Annotated in this window: 11 protein-coding genes; 7 read left to right on the top strand and 4 right to left on the bottom strand. The window is 50.3% G+C overall.

Going from position 1 to position 13,612, the window contains the following annotated elements; all coding sequences use genetic code 11:
- The first annotated feature begins 24 nt into the window (after window positions 1-24).
- Together guaB and guaA are read left to right on the top strand one after the other, a co-directional pair.
- Window positions 25-1,488, top strand: a complete 1,464-nt coding sequence (gene guaB, locus EOJ37_RS03545; protein ID WP_155522474.1) for an IMP dehydrogenase — start codon at window positions 25-27, stop codon at window positions 1,486-1,488.
- 73 nt (window positions 1,489-1,561) lie between these two features.
- A complete protein-coding gene (gene guaA, locus EOJ37_RS03540) occupies window positions 1,562-3,139 on the top strand; it encodes a glutamine-hydrolyzing GMP synthase (protein ID WP_127957869.1) in 1,578 nt (525 codons plus the stop codon).
- 103 nt (window positions 3,140-3,242) lie between these two features.
- On the opposite strand, the gene EOJ37_RS03535 is transcribed toward guaA, so the two are convergent.
- Window positions 3,243-3,461, bottom strand: coding sequence for a hypothetical protein (locus EOJ37_RS03535; RefSeq protein ID WP_127957867.1), 219 nt, complete (start codon window positions 3,459-3,461; stop codon window positions 3,243-3,245).
- A gap of 259 nt (window positions 3,462-3,720) precedes the next feature.
- Here EOJ37_RS03535 and EOJ37_RS03530 point away from each other — a divergent pair, with 259 nt between their 5' ends.
- Window positions 3,721-4,257: a VOC family protein gene (locus EOJ37_RS03530; RefSeq protein ID WP_127957865.1), complete on the top strand. Its 537-nt coding sequence runs from the start codon at window positions 3,721-3,723 to the stop codon at window positions 4,255-4,257.
- A 107-nt stretch (window positions 4,258-4,364) separates the two neighbouring features.
- Here EOJ37_RS03530 and EOJ37_RS03525 read toward each other — a convergent pair whose 3' ends face one another.
- Together EOJ37_RS03525 and EOJ37_RS03520 are read right to left on the bottom strand one after the other, a co-directional pair.
- Window positions 4,365-6,386, bottom strand: coding sequence for an alkyl/aryl-sulfatase (locus EOJ37_RS03525; protein ID WP_127957863.1), 2,022 nt, complete (start codon window positions 6,384-6,386; stop codon window positions 4,365-4,367).
- 210 nt (window positions 6,387-6,596) lie between these two features.
- Window positions 6,597-7,157, bottom strand: a complete 561-nt coding sequence (locus tag EOJ37_RS03520) for a hypothetical protein (protein ID WP_127957861.1) — start codon at window positions 7,155-7,157, stop codon at window positions 6,597-6,599.
- 344 nt (window positions 7,158-7,501) lie between these two features.
- Here EOJ37_RS03520 and EOJ37_RS03515 point away from each other — a divergent pair, with 344 nt between their 5' ends.
- From EOJ37_RS03515 to EOJ37_RS03505, 3 genes are all read left to right on the top strand, one after another.
- On the top strand, window positions 7,502-8,404 hold the full coding sequence (locus tag EOJ37_RS03515; protein ID WP_127957859.1) for a LysR family transcriptional regulator: 903 nt from the start codon (window positions 7,502-7,504) through the stop codon (window positions 8,402-8,404).
- 247 nt (window positions 8,405-8,651) lie between these two features.
- Complete coding sequence (locus EOJ37_RS03510; protein ID WP_127957857.1) at window positions 8,652-9,212, top strand: elongation factor P hydroxylase; 561 nt, start codon at window positions 8,652-8,654, stop codon at window positions 9,210-9,212.
- Between the two features lie 349 nt (window positions 9,213-9,561).
- A complete protein-coding gene (locus EOJ37_RS03505) occupies window positions 9,562-9,849 on the top strand; it encodes a YfcL family protein (protein WP_127957855.1) in 288 nt (95 codons plus the stop codon).
- 69 nt (window positions 9,850-9,918) lie between these two features.
- On the opposite strand, the gene mnmC is transcribed toward EOJ37_RS03505, so the two are convergent.
- Entirely contained in the window at window positions 9,919-11,940 is a 2,022-nt protein-coding gene (gene mnmC / locus EOJ37_RS03500) for a bifunctional tRNA (5-methylaminomethyl-2-thiouridine)(34)-methyltransferase MnmC2/FAD-dependent 5-carboxymethylaminomethyl-2-thiouridine(34) oxidoreductase MnmC1 (RefSeq protein WP_127957853.1), read from the bottom strand.
- 169 nt (window positions 11,941-12,109) lie between these two features.
- On the opposite strand from mnmC, the gene fabB reads away from it, so the two are divergent.
- Complete coding sequence (fabB, locus tag EOJ37_RS03495; RefSeq protein WP_127957851.1) at window positions 12,110-13,318, top strand: beta-ketoacyl-ACP synthase I; 1,209 nt, start codon at window positions 12,110-12,112, stop codon at window positions 13,316-13,318.
- Window positions 13,319-13,612: the final 294 nt, after the last annotated feature.

Below are 13,612 nucleotides of genomic sequence, written 5' to 3'. Positions count from 1 at the left end.
CTTCACCTTGGTGAGATATTGCCCATGCTACGTATCGTTAAAGAAGCACTCACGTTCGACGACGTTCTACTGATCCCAGCCCATTCCACCGTTTTACCCAACACCACTGATCTGAGCACACAGCTCACTGCTTCCATCCGTATGAACATCCCCATGCTCTCTGCGGCGATGGATACCGTGACTGAATCTGGATTGGCTATCGCTCTTGCACAAGAGGGCGGCATTGGTTTTATTCACAAAAATATGTCGATTGAACGCCAGGCTGAAGAGGTTCGCCGGGTGAAGAAGTACGAAAGTGGCATCGTGAACGCACCGCAAACCGTCACCCCCAGTACCACACTGGCGGAGGTGAAAGCGTTGACCGAACGTAATGGTTTTGCCGGTTATCCGGTGGTAGGCAGTGATAATACCGTCGTGGGGATTATTACTGGCCGCGATGTGCGCTTTGTCACCGATCTCAGTCAACCCGTCACCGCAGTCATGACGCCGAAAGAGCGTCTGGTGACTGTCAAAGAGGGTGAGGCGCACGAGATTGTGTTGCAGAAAATGCACGAGAAGCGCGTTGAGAAAGCACTGGTGATTGATGACCAGTTCCATTTGTTAGGCATGATCACGGTAAAAGATTTCAAAAAAGCCGAACGTAAACCAAATGCTTGTAAAGATGAGCATGGCCGCCTGCGTGTCGGTGCCGCCGTGGGTGCAGGCGCTGGCAACGAAGAGCGTGTCGACGCGCTGGTCGCTGCCGGGGTTGATGTGCTGCTGATTGACTCATCACACGGCCATTCCGAGGGCGTGTTACAGCGCATCCGTGAAACCCGTGCCAAATATCCTGATCTGCAAATTATCGGTGGCAATGTCGCTACTGCTGCCGGTGCCAAGGCGTTGATGGAAGCGGGTGTCAATGCAGTGAAAGTCGGCATTGGTCCTGGTTCTATCTGCACCACACGTATTGTCACTGGTGTTGGTGTGCCACAGTTGACCGCGATCGCCGATGCGGTAGAAGCGCTGGCCGGCACGGGTATTCCGGTGATTGCCGATGGCGGCATCCGCTTCTCCGGCGATATTGCTAAAGCACTGGCAGCAGGCGCTTCTTGTGTCATGGTCGGTTCAATGCTGGCCGGAACCGAAGAGTCACCGGGTGAAATTGAGCTTTATCAAGGCCGTTCGTTCAAGTCATATCGTGGAATGGGATCTCTCGGTGCAATGTCAAAAGGCTCTTCTGATCGCTACTTCCAAAGTGATAACGCTGCCGATAAGTTGGTGCCGGAAGGGATCGAGGGGCGCGTGGCCTACAAAGGGATGCTGAAAGCAATCATCCATCAACAGATGGGCGGCTTGCGCTCCTGTATGGGGTTGACCGGCTGTGCCACCATTGAAGCGTTACGTACCAAAGCGCAATTTGTGCGCATCAGCGGCGCTGGCATCAAAGAGAGCCATGTGCATGATGTCACTATCACTAAAGAGTCACCTAACTACCGCATGGGATAATTTTGCTGCCCTCTCCTGCTGGAGGGGGTAACACCCCGTTTACTCCTTTTTCTGTAGCTGGAATTTGCCTGACATGACAAAAAATATTCATCAGCATCGCATCCTGATCCTCGATTTTGGTTCGCAATACACCCAGCTGATCGCGCGCCGCGTGCGCGAAATCGGTGTTTATTGTGAACTGTGGCCGTGGGATGTCACTGAGCAGCAGATCCGCCAATTCAACCCCAGCGGCATCATTCTCTCTGGTGGCCCGGAGAGCACCACAGAAACCGGTAGCCCACGCGCGCCGGAGTACGTGTTTAATGCTGGTATTCCGCTGTTGGGCGTCTGTTATGGGATGCAGACCATGGCAATGCAACTCGGCGGTTTAGTGCAGAGTTCCGATCAGCGTGAATTTGGTTACGCGCAGGTCGAGGTGCTGACACACTGCCCGCTACTGGGCGATCTTCAGGACGCGGTCAGTACCAGTGGCAATAGCCTACTTGATGTTTGGATGAGCCACGGTGACAAAGTGACCGCGATCCCTAGTGGCTTCAGCACGGTTGCTAGCACCGATAGCTGCCCGTTCGCGATTATTGCTGATGAACAACGGCATTTTTACGGTGTGCAGTTCCACCCTGAAGTCACCCACACCCGGCAAGGTTTGGCGCTGTTGCAGCGCTTTGTGCTGGATATCTGCCGCTGTGAAGCGCTCTGGACACCGGCGACCATCATTGAAGATGCCATTGAACGCATTCGCCAACAGGTGGGCGATGACGAAGTGATCCTTGGTCTCTCTGGCGGTGTTGACTCTTCCGTCACCGCCATGCTGCTGCATCGTGCCATCGGCAAGCGGTTAACCTGCGTGTTTGTTGATAATGGTCTGCTGCGCTTGAACGAAGCCGAGCAAGTGTTGGAGATGTTTGGCGATCAGTTTGGGCTGAACATTGTCCATGTCGCAGCGGAGCAGCGTTTTCTGAGTGCTCTGGCTGGCGTTGATGAGCCAGAAGCGAAACGCAAGATCATCGGCCGTGTGTTTGTTGAGGTGTTTGATCAAGAGGCCAGCAAGCAGAGCGCCGTGAAATGGCTGGCACAAGGCACCATCTACCCGGATGTGATTGAGTCTGCTGCTTCAGCGACTGGCAAAGCACATGTGATCAAATCCCACCACAATGTCGGCGGGCTACCCAAAGAGATGAAGCTCGGCCTGGTTGAACCGCTGAAAGAGCTGTTTAAGGATGAAGTGCGCAAGATTGGCCTTAAACTGGGGCTGCCGTATGAAATGCTCTACCGTCATCCTTTCCCTGGTCCAGGCTTAGGGGTGCGTGTGTTAGGTGAAGTGAAAAAAGAGTATTGCGATCTGCTACGTCGTGCCGACGCGATCTTTATTGAGGAGCTGCGTAAAGCCGAGCTGTACCACAGCGTCAGCCAAGCCTTTGCCGTCTTTCTGCCAGTACGTTCGGTCGGCGTCATGGGTGACGGGCGCAAATATGACTGGGTGATCGCGCTGCGTGCGGTCGAGACTATCGATTTTATGACCGCACACTGGGCACACCTGCCGTATGAGTTCTTGGGCCGCGTCTCCAATCGGATTATCAACGAGATAAGCGGCATTTCACGTGTCGTCTACGATATCAGCGGTAAACCACCAGCGACGATCGAGTGGGAGTGATCCCTCGTTAGGCACTGGCTGGCATTGAATAATATCCAATCAAATGTCAGCCAGTGTTCAAGATGCTGCTGTTTTTGCTTTTTGGTGTACAGCGCTTGATGCATTATCCCCGGTAAGCTTGCCATTCTTCCCATACATTCTCTGGGTCAATATCTGAATAACCACGGCTATCGTCCAGAATACTCGTCATTTCATCTGGTAAATTGATTGCCACTGCGTTATCGCGAATTTGTTCAACTTCCTGTTGGGTAAGCGCGCGTCCTGCGTCCCTTTCCTTTTTGGTGAGAATAACAACCAATGCCGGCATAAAAACTATCGCCATTTTATTTTCCTCCGGTCTTATGCATGACTTCAATCATATTGTGTGCAATGTAGCACTTGGATTATCTTCAGCGATAGAACGCAGCACTCATACATCACTCCAAAAGCTTGCCCAGTACCAAAAAACATGCTACTAATGAACCCAATTTGTTATATAACAAATTGATTTACATACAAAACAAATAGGGTTTTGTTTCAAATGAGAAACGAATCAGAACGTCTGCCTTATTAAAAAATTCAATAAACGGAGATCCTGCCCCATGATTCGATCTTTATTATCGACCCTCCCCCTCTTCAGTTTGCTCAACCCGCTTGCTGTTGCCCAAACCGAGGAAGCCCTGGCCACACAACACAGGCTACAGGCTCGGGAAAAAGGCTCGCCTTGGCTTTCTTCGCGCTTGCTAACCCCTCACCTTACGGTGCAGGATCCAGAACGCAGTAAACAGTTTTATCAACAGGCCTTTGGCTTTGCCCTGCGGGATGAAGTTGTCAAACAAGGTACTGCGGTTCACGTTGAAATGAGCTATCGGGGCGAGCTGGTACTGATGTTTGTTCCAGCCGAAAAAAGTCTGCATGCAGAGGATGTTCCGTTCAATCCAGCAGATATTGCACAACAAAAACGCTATTTTTACCTCTACGTGAGCAATGTCGATGATGTTACAGAAAAAGCCCGGAAAGCAGGCGCTACTGTTCTTCAGGCTCCACATCAATCCGCTTGGGGAGATCGCTTTGCCCTGGTTGCCGACCCCGATGGCTACCTCTGGGGGCTGGCTCAGTCCGCTACTTTATCCTGGTAATGTGTGGTGGCGTGATGGCGGCTAATGCGGCGTTTCACTCCCTGAAACACCGCTGGTTTGAGCACTCCTCTCGCGCTGTCTGTGGGATAGCGCAATGATTGAGTCGGCTATTGCTGCGTTGGCATCGGCATAATTTCAAATAAGCCGTCGAAATTATCCAGTGAATCGCTCAACTTCTTCAGCAGGCTTCCATCTCCCTGCAAGCGTGCTTTGCCGTCCCTAATCAGCGTGTCGAGAGTGGTTTGTCCCAAAATGACAGCCGTCAGATCACTTTTGCGGATCGTCAGTGAGACATCCGTTGCTGGCATTTTATCAACTTGAATGTTAACCATATTGGCATTGGAGACTTCACCGTAGTAATTCTGTTTCAACTCTGGATGTGTAATACCAAAACGGAAATTAAGATTGGCCTGCTCCGCTTTTGGTGCATTCAGCCGGATCGCGAGAAAATCCAGGAAATTTCCAGTCGGGGTGTTGGCGATCACATCTGGCGCTGCCACTTTGATCGACGGTTCAATCCGGTTAGTGCGCAGTTCAACCGCCGCTTGCAGATAAGAATTGCGCCATGCCATGGTTTCCGATTGGTAACCCTGCTGTTCGAAGCTGTCCGCCAGCGATAGGCGATAACGCGTGTTGTTTGGATCACACTGCACTAAGTCATTCCATAACTGCGATGCCTGCTGGTACTCACCCAGATCAAAGTGTGCTTTAGCTGCATTGAACAGTACCTCAGCGCCGGCCGCATTAACGTAGACGCAAGATTTGTCTTTAGTCTTGAGCGGGTTGGTGTTAACAGGGTTCAAATCGTGATAGCCAAGATAGAGATTCACTACCGCTCTGGCATTGTGGCTGTAAGAACCGTGATAACCGTTGGTGTGCCAGGTCTGCTTCTGTATTTGCGGTACGATCTGCTCAATCTCACGACCAACGTCGTTAATGGTTACCCCCTGATTCGCTAAACGCATCGACTGGTTATGCAAGAAACCGTAGTTATCACGCTGTAAACGCAGGTATTCAGCAATTTCATTCACTGGTGTAGCGGGATCGTTCCACACCGGTGCAGAGTGTGCAGCGTGAATATTGTCAACAAGTCCAGTGTCGACAAAGCGCATTTTCAGCTCGGTGAGATACTTGGTCCAAGCCAATGAGTCACGCACTTTCGCACCACGGAAGGTATAGATGTTGTGCATACCATCGTAGGTAAGTTCGGCGGTATTCAGCGAACGGTATTTTGGAATGTAGAGCACAATTTCAGCCGGTGCTTCGGCACCTGGCATATTGATCGCCAGCATTTTCAAGCCATCGATGCTGATCTCTTGTTCTCGAGGCTGGATTTCGATGGTAGGCGCCACTAAAGTGACTTCACCACGCGAGGTGCCTAAACCAAGTGCATTATCAACTATCCCTTTCGGGCTGTTATCCAGTGTTGCGCCATATTGGTAGTTGGCTCGGCGCCCCATGGCTGTGCCGGCGATAATGTTCTCATCTGCCAGCTCTTTAATAAAATCTTTCGGTGCATAGACCGGTGCGCCTTTGACCACATCGCCAGAATCAAGGATGCCGCGTGAGCCACCAAAGTGGTCAACATGCATGTGCGAATAGATGATGCCGGTGATCTTGTGTCCCCCTTTCACCTTCGGCAAATACTGTTTAGCAAAATCCCAAGCGGCCGCTGCGGCTTCACGGGTGATCAGCGGATCATGGATCACGTAGCCATTATCAGTACGATAGATCGTCATGTTGGAGAGATCGGCGCCACGCACCTGATAGATGCCATCAGTCACTTGATAGAGTCCCCCTGCGGCGTAGTTCAGCATCGCCTGTCGCCATAGCGAAGGGTTAACAGTCGGTGGCAGTTGTTCCAAGCTCATATTGTCCATGTGCTGGAAACGTGCTCTCAGCTCATTCGCTGGATGGGTACCAAATTCTGCTATCAAGCCACGACGCGTGCGCTCAAATGCCGTGTTATCTTGCCACGGTAGGGTCTTAGCCAGCTCGGCATTCGCGCGTTGGGTAAATTCGGTGGCTGCTTTTCCCTGGTAGCTGTCCACACTGGCGTAATCGGCCGTTGCATTAAAAGAGAGCATGACAGCAAGTGTTAACGTAGAAGGAGCAAAATGGAGCTTCATGGATTTTTTTCTCGCTAGGTTGCTTATTGTGCGGCAACTCTAAAGCAAGCCTGCGATCAGATATATCGATAGACCTTTATTTGATACATCACGTTTTGCAATGTGTCAGTGGTGGTAGCTGGCCTTGATGCTGATGCTACAACGCTGACAGGGAACTCTCGTGCTGAAAACTGTGATCAGCAGGCGTTAGCTTGCCTGCTGAGCGAGTCGTTATTCGCTAACTGGGATCGCGGGGCTAACGGGAACCAGTTTGGTGATCGGCAATTCCGTGGCAAAAATACGCAACGTTTTTGGTTCTCCCTCTACGTTGTTAAATGTATATCTAACTCGAGTCAATGACTTCTCAATCGCGGTGATATCTGTCCCTTGAATGGCAGGCGTTGGTAAGGGGTAGGAGAAGCCATCCTTATCCAATAAAACAATTGAATTGTGCTGCGAAAGGTTGGTTACTCGAACCAGGAATGGGTTGTCGTTGCGCACTGCTAACGTTAGCTGATATTTACCTTGGCCAAGCTCTTCGGCTGAGATGACAGTAAAACTGAGTAACTCAGCAAGTTCCTGCTGATTACTGGCAATGTGTGCTTTATCGGTACTTTCCCCCTCTTTTCTACCATCAACAATGCCTTCGCTAATACCAGAGATCGCATCCTTAGCTGTAGAGATAAAATTAGAGGCGGCCGATTTAACACTCTCTTTGACTGTACTGCTTTCTGCCACCACAGGGAGTAAAAAAAAACCGCATAAAAATGGTATAACATGATGTCTCTTCATTGTATTGAATACCTCATGATTGCATACCGCACTGGAGCAAACGGTGTTTTAAGATGCCAGACAGGATCGATACCTGCCGTTAACAAATCACTACACATTTGGGGTCTAGCCCAGTAAGCACGATTGACTCCATCAGTTTCAGCACAAACTGAGCGCAGAAAATGCAGTGTACACGCAGTAAACAACGATTTCGAGCGTCATTCCGATTGTGATAATCAATTAGTGATATTGATGTTTCAGTACCTATCTTTAATTACTGACTGAAAAAAAACAAAACAGATCAGCGGCAACTTTTCCAATATGATGAATAATAGATTATAAAATGCAATCTTTCGGGTGGTAGTATGGGTCATCGTATCGATTTCAACCTGTTAAATGTGTTCCTGACCGTTTATCGCCAGCGTTCGATCACATTAGCAGCAAATGCGATCGGGTTAACGCAACCTGGTGTCAGCGGGATTTTAAAGCGGCTACAAGATCAACTCGGTGTCACCCTTTTCCGGCGCGATGGTCGCGGTATCACGCCTACTCACCATGCTGATGAGTTAGCGAAACAACTGGAACCCGCGTTGAGTCAGATCCGCAACACCTTGGATAATCTGCACAGTTTTAACACCGACAGTTACCGTAAATTTTTGGTCTATCTTCCCGAACCTCTGATGCTGATGCTGTTGCCACAACTTGAGCAGGATCGCTCACTGGGCAAAATTGCGATCCAGTTGCTGCCGATGCCGCACAGTCTAGAACAGCAACTGATGCTACTTAATCAGCAACATGCAGATCTGGTTATCGACTTTTCCCATTACTCTGTTCCGTTGTTCTTTTCAGAAAAGTTGTTCAGTGATGAGATCTGCCTGATTGCCCGTCAACAGCATCCGCGCATTCAGGGAGCAGTCTCGTTAGCCCAGTATTATCAAGAACAGCATGTCACACTCAAACTACGGCGTGAGAATGTCTATCTGGCAGACTATTTTACTGAAGAGTGTCTGAGTGAACGTAACATTGCCGCTGAATGTGACTCGATGATGGTACAGATGTCTCTGGTTGCCATGAGTGATAGCCTTGCTATCGTCACCAAAACAGTTGCGCAGCAGTTTGCCGCTAAGTTAGGGCTTCAAGTGCTCCCAGCACCACTCACTGGCTTGCCGATCCATTACCGTTTGATGATACATAACCGTGAGCGTAACAATCCCGCCAACCAATGGTTACGTGCGCAAATAATGCGTTATTTTAATCATCACCAATAACATCAGAACACCGGCAAGGCGGCATTGCTGGCAGAGAAACGGGCACGCTAGGTACCTATTACTGCCAGCGCTGTTGCTGGCAGCAGAGCGTGCAACTGCGCTGATACACTGCGACTGCATACACTGAATGGCATCCACCCTCTTGATAAAGAAGTTATGACACCTATGTTTGAATCGGGTTTGGCTTCAGCTTATCAACAATTACCGGTATTATGGTCGCTTGTGTGCCAGGGTGAGCCAAATTTTTATGTCACAAACAGATCAACCAAGACATCAATATCAACACCTGATTGAGATATTTAACCAATGCTTCAGTGCAAGCTATAACACGCGGTTGGTTAAAGGTGATGATGAGCCGATCTACTTACCAGCGGATGAGCAATATGCTTATCATCGCGTCATTTTTGCTCATGGTTACTATGCCAGTGCGATGCATGAGATCGCTCACTGGTGTGTCGCTGGAGTAGAGCGCCGCAAGCAAGTCGATTTTGGCTATTGGTACTGTCCAGATGGCCGTGATGCACCAACACAACGCCGCTTTGAGGTAGTGGAGATCACACCACAAGCGTTAGAGTGGATGTTTTGTGTCGCAGCAGATTTTAACTTTAACGTCAGTTGCGACAATCTGAATGGTGATGTTGAACCGGACCGCATCGCGTTTCAGCGCTTAGTCCATGCGCGGGTGTTGGCTTTTCTTGAGCAAGGCATTCCGCAAAGAGCTGCACAATTTATCCAAGCACTACGGGCGTATTACCAAACACCACAGCTCTGCGCCAGCTGTTTTCCATACCCAGAAGCATTAAATTAATTTTCCGCCGATAGGAGATGTTTGCAGACAATACAATCAGAGATAAGTAATGCAATAAATACCGTAATAAAGCGTGTTTGAAGCAGCCAGAGCCTAACCGAGTAGGCGTCATTGGCGCAGTCAGTTTTTACACGCTGATAGCGCACAAAAACCGCAACATACACGCAATGCTGGGGATCCCAAACACCACCCGGCAACAAGACGGCAAGTAGAATGACCCTAATAGGATAGGCTCTAATGCATCATCCCGTAGGTTAATAGGCTCACGCTGTTATCCTTGCTAAGGTTTAGGCTGAGATATCAGCCTAGAAATAGTTTGGCTATGTTTGCCATAGAAAGAGGAAATAAGATGATCGCTGATTTTGAAGCGCGTGTTTTAACACTGATTGATGAGATGGTTGAGCACGGCAGCGATGATGAGTTGTTTGCTGGCGGATATCTGCGCGGACACTTGACATTGGCAGTGGCACAAGCACAAGAGAAAGGGGATACGACATTAACGCAGTTGGACATGCGTGTACGTCACAGTCTGGTAAAAGCGATCAAAGCAGGGGAACTGGCTCCCGCCGATCAGGTGCTGGTGCTTGGGTTGTGGCAGCGCCTGTATCAAACAGCGTTGCTGGAGTTGGAGGAGTAATAGCGCAACGGTCTGAGCCAGCGCTGGCAGTTGAACGCTGCGCTGGCTTGTAACCGTTGCAGGGGTTGGCTAAACAGGGCGTCCCTTTAGCAACTTTCTGATCCAGATCCGGTTTGGATTGAGTGCTGCCAGCATTTCACTATCGGCTGGCAGTGGTTCAGCCAATAGCTGAGCGGCCAAAATTTCTGCCGCCAATGGTGCCGAACATAAGCCACGCGAACCTAGCCCACCGATAATAAATAACCCTCGATGATAAGGTGCTTCTGCCACCGTTTCAGCCGCAACAGATTGTTGTTGCAGGTTGTGGTAGCACGCCAGTGTCGCTGGATAATCCGGCAATGCGCCCACCATTGGCAGGTGATCACGCGCGGCACAACGCACCCCACGACGCGCCTGCTGTGAACTGACATCAATCTGGCGCGGCCACGCCTGTTCTGGCAGACAGCGCAGCAGACGCGCGCGGTTCTCCTGCTGTTCGCTTGCGCTGTACTCCAGGCTGACACTACCACGCTGATAACTGGCACCAATACAGTGATGCTGATTGACAGGGTTGACTGGCGTCAGGTAGCCATCGTAGCAGAGCACGTGTTTTAACTGGCTTAATGTTGCAGTAGTCGGAATGTGAGAAACCTGACCCGCAACCGGATAGAGTGGTAGTGCCGCACTGGCAGGAAACTCGGTTACGCGGTGACCATTGGCTAGGATCACCGTCTTGTGTCTACGTATCTCACCATTGGCAAAATGGAGTTGCCAATAATCACCATCGGCAACCAGTGCATTGAGGCTGTGCTGATAGTGACAAACCATTCCTCGCTGTTCAGCCAGCACCAATATGGCGCGGGTAAGTTGTGCTGGATAGAGCCACCCGGCCAACGGATAGTGTACCCCACCGACACCACAATCGAGGCCACACAATGCAGTTAATGCAGCGCGATCAACCGGCTGTGCCAACTGTTGCGGCCAGTGAGCAGCTAGCAACCGCTCAATTTTGGCCGCACTTTTAACATCGTAAGCCAGTTGGCTAACACCACACCATTGGTGATCAAATTCTATTCCCAACTGCCGTAACGCATCGTACTGGCGGCGCGCAAATAAAAAGGCGTGACTGAAGAAGTTTTCTAAGCGGTCACCTGAGCCATTCAACAGTGGGTAAAGTGCTCCTTGGCGATTGCTCGATGCACCTTCAGCACCCTGCGCATCAGCACAATAGAGGGTGAGATTGGCACCACGACGCAACAGTGATAACGCGCAGCAGGCACTGGCGACACCACCGCCAATCAGTGCGATATCGGTACAATCCGTTGCGGGTGGTCGAGCATACCAAGGGGTAGCCAGTGTCGGCGGGGTGACACTGTCCGGTAATTGCCCTGTCAACATTTCTCTTTTTTGCCCAAACCCTTTGCATTTGCTGACATTAAAACCTGCCTGTTTTAAGCCACGCTTGACAAAGCCTGCGGCAGTGAAGGTGGCGAAGCTACCGCCTGGTCGGCTAAAACGTGCCATGGCGTTAAACAGTGTCTCACTCCACATGGCTGGATTTTTAGCCGGAGAAAAACCATCCAGGAACCAGGCATCTACTTGACGATCAAGATTGCCGGCTAACGCGGGCAGCCACTGGTTGACATCCCCGAACCACAAATCGAGTGTGATTTGGCCTGAAGCAAACAACAAGCGGTGACAGCCCGCTAACGGTAGTGGCCACTGTGCTTGTAACTCTGCCGCTAATGGAGCCAACTCTGGCCATTGTGCATGAGCTGCTCGTAGATCGCTCTGCTGTAAAGGAAACTTCTCAATACTGATCACATGCAGCCGCTGCAATCTGGCATTCGGCTGCTGACGACAGAAATCAGCAAAATGTTGCCATAACGCTAAAAAGTTGAGACCAGTACCAAAACCGGTCTCTGCAACAATAAATAGCGGGCGGCTATGGGTGGCAAAACGTGTGGTTAGCTGATTACCCTCAATAAAAACGTACTGGCTTTCTTGTAGCCCGCTTTGATTAGAGAAATAAACATCGTCAAATTGTTGCGAAACAGGTGTACCTTGTTGATTCCAACTCAGGCTGGCAGTTTGTATCGGAGTAGTGATCACAATGGATTACCGATAATAAAGGAGAATATGGCGATTCTAACCAGTCTGCTAACTGGCTGCAAACCGCATAAAATGATCGTACTGTTTGCAGATCGGACTTGCTCAGCGTACATCTGTAAGCTAAAGTGCAGACAAAACTCCTAATATGAAATTGTGGAAGAGGTGCTGAATGAAACGTGCAGTGATTACTGGCCTAGGAATCGTCTCTAGCATTGGTAACAACCAGCAGGAGGTTTTAGCAAGCCTGCAAGAGGGGAGATCAGGGATCACCTTCTCTCAGGAACTGAAAGATTCCGGTATGCGTAGTCACGTGTGGGGTAATGTTAAATTAGACACCTCAGGTCTGATTGACCGTAAAGTGATGCGTTTTATGAGTGATGCATCAATTTATGCTTATCTCTCGATGGAACAGGCAATACAAGATTCTGGTTTGCTACCAGAGCAGGTCTCGAACAATCGTACCGGCCTGGTGGTTGGCTCTGGGGGTGGCTCGCCACGTAACCAAGTGGCAGGCTCAGACGGAATGCGTGCCAAAGGTCTGCGTGGTGTCGGCCCCTATATGGTGACCAAGGCGATGGCATCCGGTGTTTCAGCCTGTCTCGCTACCCCGTTCAAAATTCGTGGTGTTAACTACTCAATCAGCTCTGCCTGTGCAACCTCTGCGCACTGTATCGGCCATGCGGTCGAACTGATCCAACTGGGTAAGCAGGATGTGGTATTTGCCGGCGGTGGCGAAGAGTTGTGCTGGGAGATGTCGTGTGAGTTTGATGCCATGGGCGCGCTCTCTACCAGTTACAACGATACGCCTGAGAAAGCTTCTCGCACTTACGATGCTAACCGCGATGGCTTCGTGATTGCCGGTGGTGGCGGTATGGTTGTCGTGGAAGAGTTAGAACACGCACTCGCACGCGGTGCCCATATCTACGCAGAAATTGTCGGTTATGGTGCCACCTCTGACGGTGCAGACATGGTTGCCCCTTCCGGTGAAGGGGCTGTGCGCTGTATGCAAATGGCGTTGGCGGGGGTTGATACGCCAGTTGACTACATGAATGTGCATGGTACTTCTACCCCGGTCGGTGATGTGAAAGAGCTGTGGGCGATCCGTGAAGTGTTTGGTAACGGCACCCCGGCCATTTCTGCCACCAAGGCCATGACAGGTCACTCATTGGGAGCCGCCGGTGTGCAGGAGGCAATTTACAGTCTGCTGATGCTGGAGCATGGCTTTATCGCGCCAAGTATCAACATTGAAACACTCGATGAGCAAGCTGTAGGCATGAATATCATCACCGAGCCAACCAAGCGTGCGTTAACGACCGTGATGTCAAATAGCTTCGGTTTTGGTGGTACCAACGCGACGTTGGTGATGCGCAAGCTGTAACCACAGCGAGTAAGAACGACAAGCATAAAAATCTGGCAGCGTTCATCGTGCCAGATTTTTTTACTTTTTAGCTTTTGGTCAACTACACTGCCAATTCAACCTAGGCAGACGTCGGCAGCAACGAGCCCGATTTAGCACGATGAGATATGAAGTTAGACTTCAGCCACTGGCTTCATCGGCTACCGATAACCCGTGAGGATGGAAAAGTGCGTTAGCTTGTTGTGTTAACGCAGGCTGAACAAATTAAAACAAAATGACAATTAGTATTGGCATGGCACTTGCTATAGGCAAAGT

It is taken from the genome of Serratia microhaemolytica, assembly GCF_004011885.1.
Taxonomy (GTDB): domain Bacteria; phylum Pseudomonadota; class Gammaproteobacteria; order Enterobacterales; family Enterobacteriaceae; genus Serratia_G; species Serratia_G microhaemolytica.
This window is presented reverse-complemented; position numbering and strand designations above follow the sequence as displayed.